Origin of the sequence: Candidatus Liberibacter solanacearum CLso-ZC1 (assembly GCF_000183665.1) — a bacterium.
GTDB lineage: Bacteria > Pseudomonadota > Alphaproteobacteria > Rhizobiales > Rhizobiaceae > Liberibacter > Liberibacter solanacearum.
Map to the genome: position 1 here is coordinate 36,442 of NC_014774.1, position 22,865 is coordinate 59,306.

A 22,865-nucleotide genomic window follows, 5' to 3' on the forward strand; every position below is an offset into this window, starting at 1 on the left:
GTACATAATACAATAAGAACGTTCAAATCAATCTTAATTGATATCCACTTCCAAAATTTCAAAATGAATACTTAGGATACAATGTCCATACTTTATCATTATCCAATGTCATCTAGTTCACGTTTCATACGTTTAATCCTTAGTGAATATGAGTTTAAACCCGATATGGTAGAAGAATATCCTTGGGGAAAACGCCGTGAATTTCTAGAGCTTAATCCATCAGGGACACTTCCTGTTTATGTCAATGACCATATGCACGCATTATGTGGTTTTGTTGTTATTTCTGAATATCTTGACGAAACATACGGTACTCTTACTAAAAAGAATCGTCTTCTTCCCGATGATCCGTTACAAAAAGCTGAAGTTCGTAGGATGGTAGAATGGTTTATGCATCAAATGGAAGGAGATGTGACAAAACCCTTAGTCCGTGAACGCGTTTACAAGTTACATATGACTGCTGAACAAGGTGGAGGATCCCCTGATTCAAAAATACTACGTGTAGCGCGTAGTAACATGCGACAACATATAAAATACATTACATGGTTGATAAAATCACGTGCATGGATTGCTGGAAATCATATTAGTTATGCTGATTTTGCTGCTTCTGCAACAATTTCAATACTTGACTATCTAGGAGAAATAGACTGGAACGATGCTCCTATTATTAAAGAATGGTATCAACGTATTAAATCTCGTCCTTCATTCCGCTCTTTACTCTCAGAACGGATAAGAGGATTAGCCCCCGTTCCTCATTATACTAATCTTGATTTTTAAGCGTGTATTGATCTTTCTTTTATATATAAGAATATAGAATCTTTCTGAATACTTTTTACTAAAACTTATACATAAGGATTTTAAAAATGCATCTCATGATATTCGGAGCTGGCTATGCTGGTCAGTTCATTGCAGATGCTGCCCTAAAAATAGGAATACATACATCAGGCACCACACGATCAGAATCCAATTTACAAACATTAAAAAACAAAGGAATATCCGCTTTTTTATTTGCAAATCAAAAAATTAATAGTACGCTGCAAAAAAAGCTTTATTCTATTACACACGTCGTACAATGCATTAAACCTGAATTTGAAAGCGATCCGTGTATTTTATCTATGGGTGAAGAATTATATAAATTCATACCTAATATCAAATGGATTGGATATCTTTCTAGCACTAGTGTCTATGGCAATCGCGCAGGACAATGGGTTGATGAACAAACTCCTATACATCCTATTTCTTACACTGCTACTCAACGCTTTGAAGTAGAAAAAAAATGGATTTCAATAGCAAAAAAATTGGATATTAAAATAGCAATCTTGCGATTATCTGGAATATATGGACCTAAACGTAATCCTTTTATAACAATCAAACAAAAAAAATCCGTAAGATTAATTAAAAAAGATCAAGTATTTAATAGAATTCGTGTAGAAGACATTGCGCAATGCGTTATTTTTCTTATGAAGAATAACCTTGGAGGTATTTTTAATGTCAGTGATGACGAACCTTCCCCCCCTCAAAACGTAATAATGGAAGCAGCTTCTCTCATGAAAGTAAATCCTCCATTAGAACAATATTTTGATACAGCCAAGGTATCTCCTATCACAAGATTGTTTTATGCAGATAATAAAAGAATATCAAATGCAAAAATTAAGTCACTTGGATTTCGACTACTCTATCCGAATTATCGCATATCATTAAAACAATTATGGGAAGATGATAAAAACATATAAAAAGACCCTTCATCCATAATCCATAATTATTTCAAAAGCTATAATCCCCCTTATTTTATGTTAAACACGTGATAACATAAGAAAAATAAAAAAAGCTAATACCAATAAAAATATTACTGTGGATTATCAAAACTAAAAAGTTCAGTCTGTTCATCATACGAAAACAATTCTGCATATCTCCCCCATGATACAACTGTATCAATCGTTTCCTGTGCATATTCTTCAGACATATAATCTTCCAGCTCATTCCGGAATCGTGCAACAGGAGCACTATGCGATCTACGCTCATCAAGAACACGTCGAATGAGGTTAACTAAAGGTACATATTGCAAAAGATGCTTTGCAAAAAGCTTTTTGCGAGAATCAATATCAATATTTGCAAATTTTTTCCCTGATTCTGTTAATGTAATATCCCCTTCACTCAAATGAACTAACCGCAACAATTGAAGAGATTCTCCAATATGAAAAAGTCTATCCGCTTCAAGTTGCAAACTATTTGCTAGCTCTGGAAGATCGGCTTTACCATTATACGGAGGAGCCATAATAGCTTCAATAAGCCCTGACAATAGATTTGTTGAAACGTGTCTAAGAAACATCTTTATTCCTGAAGCTGGTTCAGCTTCCAAAGAATTAAATCGTATTTCCTCTTTTTTAGTCATAAGAGAATATATTTTTTCAACAATCTGTCTAAATTCAGGAGAAAGACGATTGCGTGGATGCGGAATAGGAATAAGAACTTCTTCTGCTATGCGACCTGGATTAGATGCGAAAACCAAAACACGATCACACATTAACACCGCCTCTTCAATATTATGAGTCACCATCAACATAGATTTAATAGGAAGCCGACCTTCACTCCACAGATCTATAATATCAGTACGCAAATTTTCAGCGGTCAAGACATCTAATGCAGAAAATGGCTCATCCATTAAAAGCAAACTAGGAAAAACAACAAAAGCACGTGCAAAACCAACACGCTGAAGCATACCTCCCGAAATTTCTGTTGTATAAGCCGATTCGAAGCCATCTAATCCTATAAGATCAATTGCCGATAATGCTCTTTTACGCCCCTCTTCTTTATCTATTCCTCTTGCCTTCAAACCTAATTCAACATTTTCTAATACAGTCAACCATGGAAATAATGCAAAAGATTGAAATACCAAACTAATGTCTTTTGGAGGACATTTGATTTCTTGCCCTTGAAAGATAACTTGACCTGAAGATGGAGAGACTAATCCTGCTATAATGCGTAATACAGTTGATTTTCCAGAACCAGAACGACCTAATAATCCAACAATCTCACCTGAATTAACATTAAAATTAACCTTATCAAGTACGAGAAGATTACTAGACATTTTCTTAAGGAAAAAGCTTTGACAAATATTTCTAAGCTCTAACAAACAATGAGTCTTAGCTTTAATATTAATCATACTCAAAACTCCAAAATTACAACTATCAACTAAAACGTAAGTGACGTGCACTATATCGGTAAAGAGGACGCCATAGAAATATGTTCAAGAATAAAACAAAACAGCACATGACTAAAATACCAAGCGCAACTTCTGGAAAGTTTCCTTTTTCTGTGGATTCAGCAATATAAGCACCTAAACCCGTCGCTCTAAGATATATATTTCCCCAACTAGCAACTTCAGAAACAATACTAGCATTCCATGCCCCTCCACATGCCGTAATAGCCCCTGTAACATAAAAAGGGAAAATACCCGGCAGGATAACATATCTCCACCGATACCAACCCGTAACATGAAAACTTTGCACCACTTCTTTAAAATCATTTGGGAAAGCACTTGTCCCAGAAATGATATTGAACAGAATATACCACTGAGTCCCGAGTATCATTAATGATGATAACCAGATATTAGGATTAAGATCGTAATAAAAAATAATAGAAACCACGAGAGGGAAAAAAATATTAGATGGGAATGCAGCTAAGAACTGTGCAAAAGGTTGGATTTTACTCGCAATATGGGGACGCATACCAATCCAGACCCCAATAGGAACCCAAATAATTGTTGCAATAATAATAAGAATAACTACCCGTAACATGGTAATACATCCAAGCCAAAACACATACAAAATATCGTAATAACCTAAATTATCTATGATATATTCAAAAGACTTCCAAGCTATGCCCATTGCAATACTATATACTGCGAGAAACCAGATAATATCTAATATATACGATATCTTTTTATTACAACTAAAAAGACCTAAATTATCTGGAAAATAAAACTGTATATAATTAAATAAACGATATAATTTATTAAAATTACAAGATAATGGAAGGATAATTTTGTAAGAACTATGCCCCAAAAAACGCAAAAAATTTGTTTTTCGGAATAAAGATAAAACCCAAGGATCAGAAGAATGGACTGCCGTCGTTCTCTCTAAACGAAATTTATTAGACCATGCAATTATAGGGCGAAATAATAACTGATCGTAGAGAAGAATGACCCCTACCATTGTCAACATTGCATATAAAACAGATACTAAGCTGCGCTCTTTAATGGCTAACGCGACATAAGATCCAATTCCTGGAAGAGATATTACAGTATCACCAACTACAATCATTTCAGCAGCTACAACAAAAAACCATCCCCCTGACATTGAGATCATCATATTCCATACCAATCCTGGTATACTAAAAGGAACATCTAAATTCCAAAATTTTTGCCAACCAGAAAGCCGGAAACTTCGAGAAACCTCTTCTAAATCTTTCGGAATATTGCACAGTGATTGATACATACTAAACGTCATATTCCATACTTGACTGGTAAAAATAGCAAAAATAGCTGCAAATTCAGCCCCTATGACTCTTCCAGGGTATAAACTTATGAAATAGATAACTGTAAATGTTAAAAATCCAAGAATAGGGATAGATTGCATAATATCCAAGATAGGAATAAGAACCATACCTAAACGACGACTCTTAGCAGCAAGAGTAGCATAAATGAATGTGAATAACAAAGAAACGACTATTGCAATCAACATACGCAAGGTAGTGCGAGATGCATATTTTGGCAAGGAAGACACATCAAGTGTAATAGGAACAATATCCACAATATCACACGGCACTGTTGTTTCCTGAACACTACGAAACAGCATAATCATTATCCCCATAACCAAGATAAATGCTAAAAAATCAAAAATGTTAGGAACAACCCTTCGATAAACAAAAGATGGAAATATATTGTATGAAAAAATTACCCTTCTCCTAAATTCGTATCAATCATAACCTTAACACGTGATGATCATGAATATTCAAAGATCAATGGATATTGAGCATAAAAAAATCAAGTTTTTTATATAAATGAAGTAACTTGAAAAGAATTAAAAAGAAAAAACCGGGCTTGAAGCCCGGTCCCAATCTTGTAATCAATAGCAATACTAAAATCTTATTCCCAAACCAAGAGAAACGACGTTTTGCAAATGACTAACACCAGAGTACTTAGTAGCACGATATTCTACACGACCTATAATATTGTCAACAAGTACACTTTCAACACCCAATCCTGCAGTTCCACCGATATAAAATGCTTTTGCAGGAGAAGCAGCAGCATCAGCTGGAGCTTTTGAAGCTTTATGAACAGCAGCTACACCTACAGTACCATATACTACCACAGGCGCTGCAATTTCATATCCTCCACGGAAGCGTAGAGAACCAGAAAAATCAGCAGCATGATACATTTTTGAAACTGCAGCATCATCCTTTTGATCCAGTCTAGCGGCTTTATGCTCCTTAGAAGCAATATCATGAGAGTAACGAGCATCTGCTTCAGCACCGTAAAAGAAATCACCTTCTTGCACGTTATATCCAGCAAAAAGAGAGCCACCAATATCCTTATTATGATCTTTACCGGAAAAGTTTCTTTCATGGAAAATACTCATACCTGCATAAGGACCTTCAATGCCCTGCTGAGAATAAACGTAACGATTAGCAGAAACAACAGTTGGAACCACTCCACGAGAAACAGAAGCATGCTGGCGACGTTGAGGACGCTGAACAGCATCAGCTGCCTGAACGGCACTAAAAGAAACAAGAGTAAGAGTAGAAACTCCAACGGCTAAAAAAAATTTTTTCATTATTATATTCTCCACGGTTACCAAAAAAATCCCCTCCCCGAAAGGAAGCGACATACTCAAAGCGATCTAATCAAAACGCCTCAAACAAATCAAGACTATGAAAGCTCCTAAAAACCATCCCCATCATTGTCAAAAACAAATAAACAACAAGGCTAGAAAAATATAGAAACCCTTTAGAAAAGACATGCACCAAAAACGACTATAATACAAGTACTAGAACGCCTTTTCTTATATTTCCTAAAATATAAAAAAAAAAACAATAGTTGCAAAAACGCAACATGCCCACTTCTATTTCTAAGAAACACCATTCTCAGATCTATCAGACATTATGATAATCTAAATATGTTACCACAAGGCTATCATTATAAGTCTATATTACACATCATTCACTTCAATTTACTATAAAATAATTAATTAAATATTGCAAATCCCAAAAATATAACTCACACTAATTTATAGTTTTAAATAAAATTTTTCATTTAAAATTTTTAAATTGAAAAAACGTTTAGCCTTAATTAGAAGACGAGGCTATTCTTTAACTGTGCAAGCAAAATACAAAAAAAAACTAGTATTGTCCAAATGACCCATTACAACATACACAAAACAAAAGGCATGAATATCATCGCACAAATGAGCAAACAAATACCGGAATCTCCCGGAGTTTATCAAATGTTAGATGCCGCTGGAAAAGTTTTATACGTAGGCAAAGCTTACAACCTTCAAAAACGAGTGAAAAGTTATACCCAATTAAACAATCATACGCATCGCATTATGTGCATGATTAATCAAACAAGGAATTTGAACTTTACCACAACTCGCACAGAAGTAGAAGCCCTTCTTCTAGAAGCAAGTATGATCAAACGCTTGAAACCTCGTTTTAACATACTATTACGTGACGATAAATCTTTCCCCTATATTATCATCACAGATGAGCATAAAATTCCATCTTTGTATAAACATCGAGGTCCTCCCGTGATGAAAGGAAGCTACTTTGGCCCCTTTGCATCTGTAGACGCAGTAGAAAAAACCATTAATTCTCTCCAACGCGCTTTTTTCCTGCGCAGTTGTTCCGACAACATATTCGGATGTAGAACACGACCCTGCTTACTTTTCCAAATTAAACGCTGCTCTGGTCCGTGTACAGGAGAAATCAGCGCAGAAAAATATATGGAATTCGTTTATGAAGCTAAGGATTTTCTCTCTGGACGCAACCATGATCTAAAGAGAAAAATTGCCCAAAAAATGAATAAAGCAACATTAGAAGAAGATTATGAATCAGCAATTATACATCGCGATAGACTAGTAGCGCTCTCTCATATCCAAAATCATAGTGAATCAATTAATGAGACAATGGATTGTTTCTCACTCTATCATGATAAAAACATTGCTTGTATACAGACCTTCTTTTTTCGCTTTGGACAAAACAGAGGATCCTATACTTTCTTTTTAAAGACAGATCCTCAATCAACTAATGCGCAAATTTTTAGCTATTTTTTGAGACAATTTTACGAAGACAAACCTTGCCCTGAAAGTATTTTATTATCCGAAAAAGCAGAAGAATCTCAACTACTGGAAATATCTTTTTGTGAAAAATATGGACATAAAGTCAAAATTACGATTCCTAAGCAAGGAGAAAAGAAAAAAATTATTGAACAAGCCCTTATAAATGCACGTAACTCTCATGCACAAAAAATTGCCTTAGAGATATCTCATCAAGCAATGATAAAAGATTTTGCAGAAAAATTTGCATTGCCATATATTCCTAAACGCATTGAAATATATGATAATTCCCATGTTATGGGGTGTAGTGCTGTTGGATGTATGGTTGTGGCTGGAGAAAGTGGACTTATAAAAAACCAGTACCGAAAATTTAATTTGCATCCAGATGATGTCAAAACACAAGATGATTGTGCTATGATGCGCGTGGTATTAGAGCGGAGATTCTCTCAATTGATTAAAAATGAAGAAAATTCAAATTTCCCTCCTAAAAAACAGGAATATTCCTTCCCTTCTTGGCCAGATGTCGTTATCCTTGACGGAGGTAGAGGGCAACTATCTGCAGCACAAAGTGTATTCAAAAAATTAAATATTGAGAATCGCATTACGATTATAAGTATTGCCAAAGGACAACAACGCAATGCTGGAATGGAAAAATTTTTTGTGGAAAATGGAAAAGAACTGATGTTGCATATGCGTGATCCTGTTCTTTATTTTATTCAAAAGCTTCGTGATGAAGCCCATCGTTTCGCTGTTACTACTCATCGAAAACGTCGGAAAAAAGCATCTTATAATCCACTTGAAGAAATTAATGGCATTGGACCTTTGCGTAAACGCTCACTTCTCCAATCATTTGGAACAGTCAAAATGATATCTCGATCCTCTCCTGAAACACTCGCATCAACAGAAGGAATTTCGAAAAAAATAGCTTGTAAAATTTACACTCATTTCCATAAAAATACCCAATGTAAATCTACATAACTTTGAATATCGATCATGCTTAAAATCATTTCATACGATATGTCTTTCGTCACTTCCATCGGGTTTCCTTAAGAGGACTAAATGGCTTACCGTTACTATAATATTCCTAATATGCTCACTTATGGCCGTATCTTGGTCGTACCACTGATCGCCTTGTGCTTCTTTGTTAAAGAAATAGAATTTCTTGCAAGCCCACATCTCCTACGATGGGTGGCCCTTTTACTCTTCATCATCGCTTCAATTACTGATTTTTTTGATGGTTATCTTGCAAGAATATGGAATCAAACTTCCAATATAGGTCGCATGCTTGACCCTATAGCCGACAAACTGCTTATATCTTCTGTCCTTCTCCTTATGACGGCAGATGGAACAATTAACAGATACTCAACATGGGCAGCTATAACAATTTTATGTCGCGAAATTCTAGTTTCTGGATTACGAGAATATCTTGCTGAACTAAAAGTAAGCGTCCCCGTTACACGCATTGCAAGATTCAAAACTACCATTCAAATGATATCTATTGGATTTTTACTAGCAGGACCTTCTTGTGAAGATTGGACACCCTATATAACAAGAATTGGGACTATTCTGCTTTGGATCTCAGCAATCCTGACCATTTACAGCGGCCATGATTACTTTCGAGTAGGTTTAAAACACATCGATCTAGAAGATCAACAGAAATAATGCGTCGATCACATATGCAGAGTATCAAAAAGCTATAACAAGAAGCTTAATGAGATATAACTTTATAAATCCAACATTTATGGAATCAATACGCATCTTCCTGAAAGGCAGAATGATTTAAAAGTAACATTGGCATAAAAATTTTAAATATCATACCAATCTACTTATGAAGCACCCTTAAACTTCTTAAACCTCTTATTCGTATTATCGTAATTAGACCGAGATCTAAAACTAGAAGATCTCCCCCCCCTAAAATCGGGTTTTTCTCCATTCAAATACTTAATTGTAATACCCTTATCTAATTTCACAGGACGACGCAAAAACTCTACGCCTGATTCCGCAATCTCAATAAAAGTTTGATCAGGCAGCACACGAATCGCTCCAATGCTATGTCGATCAATCCCACTCTTACGACATAACATAGGTATCAACCATCTAGCTTCAGCTTTCTGTTCACTCCCTATAGACAAAGAAAACCAAGAGGAATTTCTAAAATTATCTCGAGATGCTCCCCCAAATCTTGAATCCCTAGAATCATCTCGAAAACGATCTCTACCTGTACTCAAAGAAACAGCCTTTATTTTTTCTGGAGGACACATTCCTGCACGATTAAGGCGCAGAAAAGCAGCTGCTATTTTTTCAGGATCATGTTTTGCCAACAAATCACCAATCGACTTTTTCTCATCCCCTTGGATAGGATCTATCAACAATGGATTATGAAGCATTCTTTGAGAATCACGCTCCATTATTGCCTCTACCGAAGGAGCCGATTCCCAAGTAGCAGAAACATTAGCTTCTTTAAACAAACGCTCAGCACGACGTTGCATATTTTGAGGGACAACAAAAACACTTACTCCCTTGCGCCCCGCTCGACCTGTACGACCGCTCCGATGCAATAAATTCTCGGGATTAGATGATAATTCAGCATGAATAACTATTTCAAGGTCTGGCAAATCAATACCACGCGCAGCAACATCTGTTGCTATACATACTCGAGCCCTCCCATCACGCATCATCTGAAGCGCATTACTACGCTCCTGTTGACTTAATTCTCCTGACAAAGCCACAACCTGAAACAGATGTTCTCCTAATACTCTAGTAAAACGCGATACAGATGCACGCGTAGAACAAAATACGATTGCATTCTTTGCTTCATAATAGCGCAATAGATTAACTATAGCATTATCACGATCACTTAACGATACCAAAATTGCACGATAATCTATATCACTATGTTGACGGTTCTCACTAGCTATATTAATACGCACGGCATCTTTTTGATAATTCTTAGCTAACGTCGTGATAGCAGAGGAGATAGTAGCAGAAAACATTAACATGCGCCGCTTCTCTGGAGAAGAATCAAGGATAAATTCTATATCATCACGAAAACCTAAATCAAGCATCTCATCAGCTTCATCAAGGATAACAGCCTTGAGATGAGACATATTTAAGCCCTTACCCCGAATATGATCACATAACCTACCCGGCGTCCCGACAACAATATGCGATCCATTTTGCAAATCCCGACGTTCACGATGTAAACTAACACCTCCAATACACACCGAAACGACAACCCCTGTTTTCGCATAAAGCCATTCCAGCTCACGCCCAACTTGCATAGCTAATTCTCTCGTAGGAGCAATTGCAAGTGCAAGAGGAGCAGCTGCAGGACCGAAACGATCCTTTCCTTCAAGGAGATTAGAAGCTAATGCCAATCCAAAGGCTACAGTTTTTCCAGAGCCTGTTTGAGCAGAAACCAAAATATCCTTATCCCTCAAATTAGGATCCAGAACAGCCTTCTGAACTGCTGTTAAATTAACATACCCTCGTTCAGAAAGTGCATCTCCTATAACTTGAGGAATATCTTCAAAAATATTCATATAACGATTTTCCATACTTCAAATACTAGTGCTTAGTGATCAAGCTACAATGCAAATACGCAAATAACAGTTGATTCAAATTTCAAAGGGGAATGAATGACAAAACTACCAAAAGAAAATGAATTCTAGTATCAAAAACGATTTTGTATCATTCAAAAAATTTATAATCTAACTGATTATAAAGTTTGCCACCTAAACACTCAATAACTTCATTTCAACAAAAAGGAAAAAACCATCCCTATGGCTCATTCCAATACGACAACAAATACAAAAACTATCCTATGGCTCTTTCCAATACAACGATAAAATACACTATGGCTCATTCCAATACAACGATAAAAAATTACCAAACCATGGAAGAGGAAAGCTGAAATTCTAGCCATCCCACACCCAACATGTAAAGAAACAAGTTTTAAAGAGATTCAACAGAAGAAATTAAATTCACCACTACTGCGATAATTTCACCATACAGAACCCCGCGAAAAAATCACGTCTAGCCCGCGAATAACAGTTATGGCTTAGATGTACCCCATTTGTCAATATTACTATAATACGAAAAAAAACATTCTCATTTAAAGTAAACAAAAAAACGAAAATTAAAAACGATCTTCACAACGAATACTAACAATTAGCATCTGAAAGATGTCAAGTTCCAAACGCTATGAATCAAGAAACATCTGACCCATACCCTTGCTCCTTTATTTGCCTAGTGAATCAAATAAAAAACACGTATCTATAAGAGCATAGACACCAATGCTATACCACAAAAATATTTTTATTTTAAAGAACAACAGAATCTTTTGATCCGTGTACACGCTTCTTCTAAAATAGCATTGGATACTGCATAAGAAATACGAATACTTGGGCCATAACCGAAAGCCGAACCCTGAACTACGGCCACTCGTTCCGCCTCCAAAAGTTCATTTGCAAAATCTAGATCTGTTTTTATAATATTCCCAGAAGGAGCTTTCTTCCCAATCAGATCCTTACACGACGGGTACAAATAAAAAGCACCATCAGGGATCCTATATCTTATACCCGGAACTCCGTTCAATTGAGATACGCAAAAATCTCGACGATATTCGAAAATGTTCTTATTTTTCAAAATAAAGTCTTGCGTCCCATTAAGAGCTTCAACAGCTGCCCATTGCGCTATAGAACAAGCTCCCGATGTCTGTTGTCCCTGCAAAAAAAACCATTGATTTAATCAAATCTGACACACTAGCAGCATAACCAATTCGCCAGCCAGTCATCGCATATGCTTTAGAAACACCATTTACAACTAGAGTGCGTTCATACAAAGATGGTTCAACGTTTACAATATTTTTAAACTGACCATTGCCATAAATAATATGCTCATAAATATCATCAGATATAATCCAAACGTGCGGATTCCTGATTAGTACGTCAGCCAAAACCTTCAATCTATTCTCACAATAGACTGCCCCAGAAGGGTTGGAAGGAGAATTTAAAATCAACCATTTCGTTTTGGGAGTAATAGCTCGCTCAAGGCTCTCAGGAGAAATTTGAAAATTATCATCTTGTTTCGTATCAATGAAAACAGATGTACCCCCACAAAGCGCTACCATCTCAGGATACGAAACCCAATAAGGCTTAGGAATCAATACTTCATCACCCGGATTAATTGTAGCCATCAAAGCATTAAAAATAACATGCTTGGCGCCAGCGCCAACTATAATTTGATCCGATGTATAATGAAGATTGTTCTCTCTCTTAAACTTCTCAACTATTGCTTCTCGCAACTGAGATATGCCTGCCACAGGAGTGTACTTTGTCTCACCTCTTTCCATAGCACGTACAGCAGCATGCTTAATATTTTCCGGCGTATCAAAGTCAGGCTCTCCTACCGTAAGACTCAATACACTAATACCCCTAGACAATAAACCACGTACCTTTTGCGCTGCAGCAATGGTAGCGGAAGGATTCGCACTACGAAAAATGTTAGAAAGAAACGGCATATCTATGGCACCCCTATCTCAACTCTAAAAAATTAAAATTCAATAATGGATAAAATAACCATTTCACATAAACAGTCAATCTATAATAGCAAAGCTAAAATATAGAATAACATGGAGCGGGTAGCGGGAATCGAACCCGCATACTCAGCTTGGAAGGCTGCTACTCTACCATTGAGTTATACCCGCACATAGAAAAAATGGAATAATGGTGGAGGGAGTCGGATTTGAACCGACGTAGGATAAACCAACGGATTTACAGTCCGCCCCCTTTAACCACTCGGGCATCCCTCCTACTATACACCACATCAAATATACCGTACTAAATAATCTTATGGTCTCTAAGCTCATCACTGTCAAGACAACATATAAAAATGATCAAATTCTTTTTTAAAAAACATTAATATCCAAAATCAATGTACTAAAATACTTCTATCATGGATACACTATGATAGTTCAAACAAAAACCCCTTCAGAGGACAATACAATTATGAAATTAATGCCTCCTAACAAAAATAATAAAATATCTTCTCCGAAAGATTCACACTATGCTAAACTGCGTAGAAATTACCGTGACAGAAAAAAAATACAATTAATTAATCAAAAAGATACATTGCAAAACAAACACATAACCCAAGCCAACAATTTATTTTTATATGGAATTCATACCGTAGGGGCAGCACTCAATAATCCCCAAAGGAAAATCTTCCAATTACTAGCAACGCGTAATTCTTTAACACGTTTAAATTGGGATGCTAATCGCCCCCATCCTTTTCCTGTTAAGATAGTATCACCATCAACAATAGACCAAATTGTGGGGAAAGAAGCTGTTCATCAAGGACTTGCACTAGAAACCACTCCTTTGTCTTCTCCAACACTTGATACAATTCAAAACAGTCAGCTGATCATCATATTAGATCATATCAATGATCCCCATAACGTAGGTGCTATATTACGATCATCTGTCGCCTTTGGATGCGGTGGAATCATTACAACCAGACGATACAGTCCCAGCGAATCAGCGGTTCTCGCTAAATCTGCTTCAGGTGCATTAGAACATATCCCATACATTAGGATTGGCAACCTCACAGACGCCTTACACAAAATACATGCGTGGCAATTTCAAACAATAGGACTCTCTTCTGAGAGCAATAACCCCTTGGAAAAAGAGATTAAAAGTGATAAAATAGCTCTTATTTTAGGAGCCGAAGGAAAAGGATTGCGTCAAAAAACCCAAGAAACAGCAACCTCTATAGCTCATCTTAATATGCCCGGCATCATCAAATCTCTCAATGTATCAAATGCCGCAGCTGTTGCCCTTTATATAACGCAAAACCACTTTGCAAAATAATTTACTATAACAAAGAACAATCCCATTGTATTGCTCTAAAAGACTCAATCTTTTTAATCTACATACTTGATCTTATTAGGTTGTTTTGATTTTAAATATCAACAAACATTTGATTTACATTAATCCTAGAAAATAGCTACAGCATATTCTCAGGATTTCTAAAGGGAGAAGAAATCAAAATGGATTTTGAAAAATTTTTCAAAGATCAAATCAACTATTTACATCGTGAAAAACGCTATCGTGTTTTTACAGAACTTGCATACGATCCATGCCGCTTTCCTTATGCGACCCATAATTCAGCCGAAGGATCCAAAAAAGTGACCATATGGTGTTCTAACGATTATCTTGGAATGGGAAAAAACCTAAAAGTCATAGAAAGCGCCAAAAAAACTTTTGAAAATTGCGGCATTGGAGCCGGAGGAACCCGAAATATCGCGGGAACAAATTATTATCATGTTATGCTCGAAAAAGAATTATCTGATCTTCATGGCAAAGAATCTGCTCTTATATTTAATTCAGGCTATACTGCAAATTGGGCTACTATCGGAACCCTCTGCTCTCATATCGATAATATAGTATGTTTTTCCGACGCTCATAATCATGCCTCTATCATTGAGGGCATTCAGAAAGCTCGGTGTAAAAAAGTTATATGGAAACACAATGATCTCGATGATCTCGAAAAACATCTTGCGGCAACAAGCCTTTCCACCCCGAAAATGATTATTTTCGAATCTATTTATTCAATGGATGGAGATATCGCTCCTATTAAAAAAATATGCGATCTTGCCGATAAATATCACGCTATAACTTATATAGATGAAGTGCACGCTGTTGGAATCCACGGGGAACGAGGCGCAGGAATATCTGAGCGCGAAGGAATTATGGATCGAATCACCGTAATATCAGGTACTCTTGCAAAAGGATTTGGCGCATTTGGTGGATATATCGCAGCTTCTGCCAGTTTATGTGACTTCATACGCTCTTTTGCTTCTGGTTTTATTTTTAGCACATCCTTACCACCAGCCATTGCTAACGCTGCCATAACCTCAATCCAATACCTCAAAGAACATGTTTGCGAACGAAATGTTTATCTAAAACGTGTCAAAAATCTCCGCGAAACCCTAGAAAAAAAGGCTATTCCTTGCATTCCAAATGAAAGTCACATTATCCCAATAATGGTCGGCGATTCTCAAAAGTGCAAATGGATATCTGATGTTTTACTCAAAGAATTTGGTATTTATATCCAACCAATTAACTATCCAACCGTTGCAAGAAAAAAAGAACGATTACGTGTCACACTTACTCCTTTGCATACCGATTCCGATATAGAACATTTAGTTTCAAGCCTCGAGAATATTTGGCATGATATTGATTTGCACAAACCATGACTTGCAGCAGATTAAAAACACAATTTTATCAAATTGGTAAAGTCGCAGATAACAACCATGATAAAACTTTTGGATCATCTATCAATGGCATAAGAGTTTTATATACACGGCTATGATAATCATTAAGCCATTTCTTTTCCTCATTGGTCAGCAATTCAACAAGAATAAGCCTTCGGTCTATTGGACAAAGAGTAAGCGTGTTAAAACCAAGCATCAAACACTCACCACCATCAATTTTTATCGGATCAGTAACACAGAGAACATTTTCAATACGAATTCCAAAATCATTATATTTATAATAACCAGGCTCATTCGAAAGAATCATACCGGATAGAAGTGGCTGTTGATTCATTCTAGAAATACCTTGAGGTCCTTCGTGAACCGGCAAAAAAGAACCAATCCCATGACCAACACCATGAGCAAAATCTACGCCTGCCTTCCACAAAAAAAGACGTGCTATACTATCCAAATCACAGCCACGTGTTTTTGGAGGGAATATCACATTCGAAAGAGCAATCATTCCTTTTAAGACCAAGGTAAAATAATACTTTTTCTCATGGTCCACATGACCAATAGCTATTGTTCTCGTGATATCCGTTGTGCCATTGACATACTGCGCCCCAGAATCCAATAAAAACAACTCATTGCCTTGCAAGATACGATTGCTTTGCGTAGTCACTCGATAATGAATAATCGCAGCATTTGGGCCAGAAGCAGCTATTGTGTTAAAGGCAATATCTAAAAGGGGATTATGCATCTTACGGCCTATTTCTTCACGATAATTCTCTAACTTTTTCACAACATCAATTTCAGTGATTGTCCCTAAATTACGCGAATCAAGCCAAGAAAGAAAACAAACCATCGCGACACCATCTTGAATGTGCGCTAGTCTCATGCCTTCAATCTCAACTTTGTTTTTAACTGCACGCAATAAACAAGAAGGATCTGGACCTTCAACAACAACTCCATTTTCTTGAGAAATTACCTTGAAAAAGCGATAAGGAATCCACGTGGGATCGATAAGAATAGGCCTATTAGTTCGCGCCAAAGTAATTAATTGCAAATCAATCATATCCATATCTAACGGCACTGCTACTGCAGATAAAAAAACTCTTAATTCTTCATTAATATACTGCTTGTCGATAAAAATATCAGCTTTTCCATTGGCATATAAAATAGCTCGCGACAACGGATACGGTGCACATGAAATATCAAACCCGCGAATATTAAAAATCCATGCAACAGAAGAAGGATCACAGATTAAAACTGCTGCGACCTGCTTTTCATTCAGATTCTTACAAATATCGCGAATCTTTTCTTGAGATGATTTTCCTGCATAAGCTATATCTTGGATTGCAATCTTATGATGCAATGGATGCGGACGATCTTCCCACAAACGATCAAGAGGATTATAAGGTAAATCAACTATAATCCCCCCTGTTTTATCCAACGATTTTTGCAACAAAGCAACTTCAGAAATTGAATGCAATCGTGAATCCAATCCCAAACGAAGATCCGATAAAGCATTATCTAATATCCATACATGCAGTGGTTCAATTATAATATTTTTTATCGTAAATAATGTTGTATCAACTTCCTGTTCTACCTGAAAAACATAACGTCCATCTACGAAAATAAAAGCTTCCTGGCGCAATACAACCGCTATTCCCGCTGATCCTGTAAAACCAGAAATCCAAGCGAGTCTTTCGGAACCTGAAGATACAAATTCACCCCTATATTCATCTGCACGTGGAATAAGAAAAGCATCTATTCCTAATTGATCAAAACACGATCGCAGATTTTTTATCCTCTCAAATGATTTTTGGGACGATGATTGAACCTCAAAAGACTGGAACATACTTTTTGCCTCCGAATATCTTTATAATCTTAATCAAGCAAATGATACTTGAAGAAAATTCCTATCAAAATCATATTTCATAACTCGTTGGAAAATAATTTACCTTTAAATCTATGATAATGTATAAATAACCCTGATGATTAATGGAATTTATTAAAGGTACAAACGTATTATTCTTTCAGGAAATGTTTGATAATACAACAAAAAACAATCTAGGACCTGCCCTCAAAGCCCAAGAAATCTTGTTATTGTTTTCCTTTCTAGCGATTCTAGCAAGATCAACATTAAGGTCAACTTACTACTAAATTATTTCTTTTCTTCCTCTATAAAATTCAGCAATATCAATCACTCCATAAAATTAACTTATTGAAATTATAGACTATGAAATATTTTATATTATTAAACTAACTAGATTGCATTCCGGAAGTAAATTATTAACCGATTTTTACTATTGTCATTTGGAAAGAAAAAATTAACCGTAGTGACAAATATGAAGTGTTCAAAAAAAAACAACTCGCATTGGCCTAATATTTCACATAAACACGTGGATATTAAACGCTTTCTCCCACCATGGCACGAGGCATTCCTTCTCGGTCCTAACGTGCGTTTCACGCGTACGCCTGAAAATAATATCAATCAATACCATAACTATTCCACAGTACAAAAGTCCAAAAAAGTAGAACATTATAATATTAGTAATTATCTTCCCGAACAATCAACGAAAGAATCTCTCCAGTCAACCAGCTCTCTTGTTAATTTAAAAACTCAATTTATGATGAATCAAGATTCTATTGCCGACCAATTCAAATCGCAAAAGACATCTTATGAATTACATCTTGTAAACAAAGATAACTCTCATTTCGAACAAAAGACACAAAAAGAAGAAGTACAACTCTCTTCAGAAGAAACAAAAATAACGGATACAGTAAGTGACACTCCATACAAAATGAGTCAAAATCGTGGTACAGTGTCTTGGTTATCAGATTCTGCTTTTTTTGAGGGATTTTCCATACCTATCCCCTCTATCCCTTTAAACAACCAACAACAGCATGTATCCAATTCATTACAATTAGCAGAAAAGTCTTCAACCAACACAGATCTTATTCCACAAATATTCAGAATTCCAGAAAACGCATATGATGGGGGAAATACCACTACTCATCAGCCCACCACTCCTATCATAAGAAAAAATCCAAAAAAATTTGCCACGAATTCTGCCCATCAAGAATCTTTGTCTTCTGAAAAAATGACTACGAGTATAACGCAAGGTAATGCACAAAAAATTGATGCGGAAATACAATTATATGAACAACCATGTTCATCTTTTTTACAAGAAAAATCAAACATTTCCTTTCAAAGGACAACTCATGAATACCTTGAAAAAAATGCTGGATTATTGGAAAATGTTCTTGAAGAATTTGGCATTAAGGGAGAAATTGTCAATGTTAATCCAGGGCCTGTAGTAACCTTGTATGAATTTGAGCCAGCGCCAGGCATTAAATCATCTAGAGTGATAGGACTAGCCGACGATATTGCGCGCTCAATGTCTTCTTTGTCGGCTCGTGTTGCCGTCATACCTAAACGTAATGCCATCGGCATAGAACTCCCCAACGACAATCGAGAAACTGTTTATCTTCGCCAAATAATCGAATCTCGAGCCTTCTCCTACTCCAAAGCCGATTTAGCTTTGTGCCTTGGAAAAACTATTGGTGGAGAATCTGTTATAGCCGATCTTGCAAAAATGCCCCATATCCTTGTAGCTGGAACTACTGGGTCTGGAAAATCTGTTGCTATCAATACAATGATTATGTCTTTGCTCTATCGTCTACACCCCGATGAATGTCGCATGATCATGGTAGATCCTAAAATGTTGGAATTATCTGTTTACGATGGCATCCCACATCTTTTAACCCCTGTTGTCACTGATCCTAAAAAAGCTGTTATGGCCTTAAAATGGGCAGTACGTGAGATGGAAGAACGATATCGTAAAATGTCCCAACTATCTGTACGGAATATCAAGAGCTATAATGAGCGTATTATAGCTATGGATAAACAAAAATCAGAAGAATGTCCTAATGATGATATGCGACCTATGCCTTATATTGTCATTATCGTTGATGAGATGGCAGACTTGATGATGGTTGCGGGCAAAGAAATTGAAGGAGCTATTCAACGGTTGGCACAAATGGCACGCGCAGCAGGTATCCACTTAATTATGGCTACACAAAGACCTTCTGTCGACGTGATTACTGGCACAATTAAAGCAAACTTTCCTATCCGCATATCATTTCAAGTAACTTCAAAAATTGACAGCCGCACCATCTTAGGCGAACATGGAGCAGAACAACTTCTTGGACAAGGAGATATGCTTTACATGTCTGGAGGAGGACGTGTTCAACGTGTACATGGCCCACTAGTATCTGAAATTGAAATTGAAAAAGTTGTCCAACATCTGAAAAAACAAGGATGCCCCGAATATCTCAATACTGTTACCACTGATAACAGTAAGGATAGCACTAATATTGAACGTGAATCGGAAGCAAAGAAAGAACGCTATAACCTCTATGAGAAAGCTACTGATTTAGTAATAAACAATCAAAGATGCTCAACCTCTTTTATTCAACGTCGATTACAAATAGGTTACAATCGTGCCGCACTACTAGTTGAACGTATGGAACAAGAAGGACTGGTTAGCAAGGCAGATCATGTTGGTAAAAGGCATGTCTTTGCTCAAAAATCGAGTTCTGTATAATGATATCTTTCCTCTACAATAGAACTTCACTCATATCATAAAATACGAGTATAATATAAAAGATGATAACAATACTCTTAGCGAACACTTCGTCCAAACGATTTTAAATAGCTAGCTCAAAGATTACACTACACAACGGAAGAACCACTCCAAATTCTTTTCTACATCTCGCAAAAGAAATGATTTTGTTCATGTTTTTATAAAGAATTAGAGCCTGCCACCCATATATAAAGCTAAACTATATAATTGATCACAAGCGTTTGATGTCTATATCTTGATTATATTTAAAGCCAAAGGAATCCCATGTTTTAGCCATGTGTACAGGCAACGGAGCTGTTATTTGCAATCTCCCTCCTTCAGGATGAGGAAAATCTATATAACGGGCATGAAGATACAATTTATTTTGGATATGATTAGAAAAGATTTCCTTAGAATCATTGATACGATATTTTTTATCCCCTACAATCGGGTGTCCTACATGAAGGGCATGGACACGCAATTGATGTGTACGCCCTGTATAAGGTTGCATTTCCAACCAGCAAAATTTGTATTCAAAACGATCAATGACTTTAAAATGAGAAATTGCATAATGAGCTCCCTTCTCATTTTGATCTACTACTTGCACATAATCCCCACCAATTTTAGCTTTTTTAAATAACCAGCCAGAAATACATTCTTTTTTATTTTGAGGAACGCCCCTCACTAATGACCAATATATCTTCCTAATTCTACGCATCCGAAAAGATTCCGTAAGACTTTGAGCTGCTGCACGCGTACGAGCCACAACAAGTATTCCAGAAGTTTCCCGATCTAGCCTATGAATCAGACGTGGTTTTTGTCCCTTGGAATCCGACCAAGATTTTAAAAAACCATCGATATGATAAGTAACACCTGAACCACCTTGGACAGAAATCCCTGGAGGCTTATTAAATATGTAAAGCTTATTATCTTCGTAAAGCAAAATATTCTTTAAAAATGCCGAGTTTTTTAAAAAATCAACCGATGAATCGAGAGAATATCTTTTTTCTGTCGCATGATCTAAAACATCAATAATAGGTGGAATTCGTACTACTTGCCCAGATTGTACCCGATCATTAGATTTAACACGCCTTTTATCTAACCTTATTTGACCAGATCGTAAAAGTTTTTGAAGATTTCCAAAATTAATATGCGGATAATGAAGCTTAAACCAACGATCAAACCGCATATTTTCCACATCATTTTCAATTATTATATGCTTAACACATGTCATAAAAAGCATTACCTAATTCCAATGGACTAAACCATTCTATTTATTTCAATTAAAAAAATTAAACTTATCATACATATTAAAATCAATTGTAATTAGAACATGATAGGTTTAGTCAATTAGATTTATTTTACATATGTCTGTTCACTCAGAGTCAATATTGCTTATGCATACTATTTTTCATATACATAGCCACCTATTATCTCATTTTGAATGGTGGGAAAGAAGAATAAAAAACATCTCATAAACCACTAATAATTTAATGCTATAAATTTTTCATTATAATTGTTTACCAAAGATCACAAAAAGGTATACTGTCGGTATGTTTGTATTGGCACATATATCGGATATTCATATTAGCTGTCCCCTATCTTTTTCTGAATTATCTTTGAAAAGGATTATCGGATTAGCAAACTGGCATTTCGGTCGAAAAAAATATTTTTCTCATACAATGGTTGATTTATTAGTCAATGATATTTTGTCACATAATATTAACCATCTTGCTATTACAGGCGATATTGTCAATATGACAACTAATCAGGAAATATCCGAAGCTATACATTGGCTTAAAAATATCGTAAATCCTCACGATATATCAATTGTTCTAGGGAATCATGACGCCTATACGAATAGCTCAAAGAAAAAATCCTTACGCGCATGGAGCGACTATATTGCTGGAGACACTCCACCTATAGAAAAAAAACAGTTTCCTTACTTACGTGTACGTAACAATATTGCTTTAATTGGATGTTCAACTGCAATAGCGACTCCACCCTTTAGCGCTAATGGATATTTCGGGCAAGAACAAGATCATGACACCTCTAAATTGTTACGAAAAGCAAAAAAAGAGGGGCTTTTCCGTGTGGTTATGATGCATCATCCACCTTTTTTAGATACAAGTACTATATACAATCGTATGTTTGGAATAAAAAGATTTAAAGATATGATTTTGCGTGAAGGGGCAGAATTAATGCTGCACGGGCATACACATCGTAATAGTCTCCATTGGATAGACGGTGCGAAAAAATTGATACCTGTCGTAGGAATCGCAGCAGCTTGTCACAAAAAAAATGCGTCTTATAACCTTTTTTATATCGAAAAGAAACATGATTGTTGGACACTAAGAGGCAAAAGATATACTCTTTCTGATTCTAATGGTGTTCAAAAAAACTGTTCTAATATTTTTAATGAGACTCTTTCCTTATGACGATGTGTTTCTCAGGTGGTTCAAAAAATGTGAAAGTATGAAATATGTATTGGATATTTCAAACTTAAGAAAACTGATAGCAATATATGTCAATACAGAAATTTATTAATTGATCAACCTATTGTTATAAAGGATTTTAAAGTCATTGAATCAACTGGATTTTCTTGATAAATTAGAACCATATGAATTTACGTAATACCATTTTATCAGA

14 protein-coding genes, 2 tRNA genes and 1 pseudogene are annotated in these 22,865 nt (G+C 36.0%); 8 read left to right on the forward strand and 9 right to left on the reverse strand.

Going from position 1 to position 22,865, the window contains the following annotated elements; genetic code table 11:
• Positions 1-81 precede the first annotated feature (81 nt).
• Both CKC_RS00200 and CKC_RS00205 read left to right on the forward strand, forming a co-directional pair.
• Complete coding sequence (locus tag CKC_RS00200) at positions 82-774, forward strand: glutathione S-transferase family protein (protein WP_013461451.1); 693 nt, start codon at positions 82-84, stop codon at positions 772-774.
• 86 nt (positions 775-860) lie between these two features.
• On the forward strand, positions 861-1,730 hold the full coding sequence (locus CKC_RS00205) for an NAD-dependent epimerase/dehydratase family protein (protein ID WP_013461452.1): 870 nt from the start codon (positions 861-863) through the stop codon (positions 1,728-1,730).
• A gap of 113 nt (positions 1,731-1,843) precedes the next feature.
• Here the strand turns inward: CKC_RS00205 and CKC_RS00210 are convergent, their stop codons facing one another.
• The 3 genes from CKC_RS00210 to CKC_RS00220 form a co-directional block, all read right to left on the reverse strand.
• A complete protein-coding gene (locus tag CKC_RS00210; protein WP_013461453.1) occupies positions 1,844-3,160 on the reverse strand; it encodes an ABC transporter ATP-binding protein in 1,317 nt (438 codons plus the stop codon).
• 25 nt (positions 3,161-3,185) lie between these two features.
• Positions 3,186-4,853, reverse strand: coding sequence for an ABC transporter permease (locus CKC_RS00215; protein WP_013461454.1), 1,668 nt, complete (start codon positions 4,851-4,853; stop codon positions 3,186-3,188).
• Positions 4,854-5,135: 282 nt separating this feature from the next.
• A complete protein-coding gene (locus CKC_RS00220; protein WP_013461455.1) occupies positions 5,136-5,831 on the reverse strand; it encodes an outer membrane protein in 696 nt (231 codons plus the stop codon).
• A gap of 630 nt (positions 5,832-6,461) precedes the next feature.
• On the opposite strand from CKC_RS00220, the gene uvrC reads away from it, so the two are divergent.
• Together uvrC and pgsA are read left to right on the forward strand one after the other, a co-directional pair.
• A complete protein-coding gene (gene uvrC / locus CKC_RS00225) occupies positions 6,462-8,309 on the forward strand; it encodes an excinuclease ABC subunit UvrC (RefSeq protein WP_013461456.1) in 1,848 nt (615 codons plus the stop codon).
• Between the two features lie 81 nt (positions 8,310-8,390).
• Positions 8,391-8,993, forward strand: coding sequence for a CDP-diacylglycerol--glycerol-3-phosphate 3-phosphatidyltransferase (gene pgsA, locus CKC_RS00230; RefSeq protein ID WP_013461457.1), 603 nt, complete (start codon positions 8,391-8,393; stop codon positions 8,991-8,993).
• A gap of 164 nt (positions 8,994-9,157) precedes the next feature.
• On the opposite strand, the gene CKC_RS00235 is transcribed toward pgsA, so the two are convergent.
• The 4 genes and pseudogenes from CKC_RS00235 to CKC_RS00250 all read right to left on the reverse strand — a co-directional run bounded on the left by CKC_RS00235 (position 9,158) and on the right by CKC_RS00250 (position 13,143).
• Entirely contained in the window at positions 9,158-10,873 is a 1,716-nt protein-coding gene (locus CKC_RS00235; protein WP_013461458.1) for a DEAD/DEAH box helicase, read from the reverse strand.
• A gap of 775 nt (positions 10,874-11,648) precedes the next feature.
• Positions 11,649-12,852 (reverse strand): annotated as a pseudogene (locus tag CKC_RS00240) (pyridoxal phosphate-dependent aminotransferase).
• 112 nt (positions 12,853-12,964) lie between these two features.
• A tRNA-Gly gene (locus CKC_RS00245) sits at positions 12,965-13,038 on the reverse strand.
• 20 nt (positions 13,039-13,058) lie between these two features.
• Positions 13,059-13,143, reverse strand: a tRNA-Tyr gene (locus tag CKC_RS00250).
• 205 nt (positions 13,144-13,348) lie between these two features.
• Here CKC_RS00250 and CKC_RS00255 point away from each other — a divergent pair.
• Together CKC_RS00255 and hemA are read left to right on the forward strand one after the other, a co-directional pair.
• Positions 13,349-14,200: a TrmH family RNA methyltransferase gene (locus CKC_RS00255; protein WP_407059610.1), complete on the forward strand. Its 852-nt coding sequence runs from the start codon at positions 13,349-13,351 to the stop codon at positions 14,198-14,200.
• A gap of 179 nt (positions 14,201-14,379) precedes the next feature.
• Positions 14,380-15,588: a 5-aminolevulinate synthase gene (hemA, locus tag CKC_RS00260; RefSeq protein WP_013461462.1), complete on the forward strand. Its 1,209-nt coding sequence runs from the start codon at positions 14,380-14,382 to the stop codon at positions 15,586-15,588.
• A 28-nt stretch (positions 15,589-15,616) separates the two neighbouring features.
• On the opposite strand, the gene CKC_RS00265 is transcribed toward hemA, so the two are convergent.
• Positions 15,617-17,446 (reverse strand): aminopeptidase P family protein, encoded by a 1,830-nt coding sequence (locus CKC_RS00265; RefSeq protein ID WP_013461463.1) that lies wholly within the window; start codon positions 17,444-17,446, stop codon positions 15,617-15,619.
• Positions 17,447-17,936: 490 nt separating this feature from the next.
• On the opposite strand from CKC_RS00265, the gene CKC_RS00270 reads away from it, so the two are divergent.
• Positions 17,937-20,198, forward strand: a complete 2,262-nt coding sequence (locus CKC_RS00270; protein WP_013461464.1) for a DNA translocase FtsK — start codon at positions 17,937-17,939, stop codon at positions 20,196-20,198.
• A 250-nt stretch (positions 20,199-20,448) separates the two neighbouring features.
• Here CKC_RS00270 and CKC_RS00275 read toward each other — a convergent pair whose 3' ends face one another.
• A complete protein-coding gene (locus tag CKC_RS00275) occupies positions 20,449-21,450 on the reverse strand; it encodes an RluA family pseudouridine synthase (protein WP_044054173.1) in 1,002 nt (333 codons plus the stop codon).
• 319 nt (positions 21,451-21,769) lie between these two features.
• On the opposite strand from CKC_RS00275, the gene CKC_RS00280 reads away from it, so the two are divergent.
• Positions 21,770-22,654 carry a metallophosphoesterase family protein gene (locus tag CKC_RS00280; protein ID WP_013461466.1) on the forward strand — a complete coding sequence of 295 codons (885 nt, stop codon included), beginning with the start codon at positions 21,770-21,772 and terminating at the stop codon, positions 22,652-22,654.
• Positions 22,655-22,865: the final 211 nt, after the last annotated feature.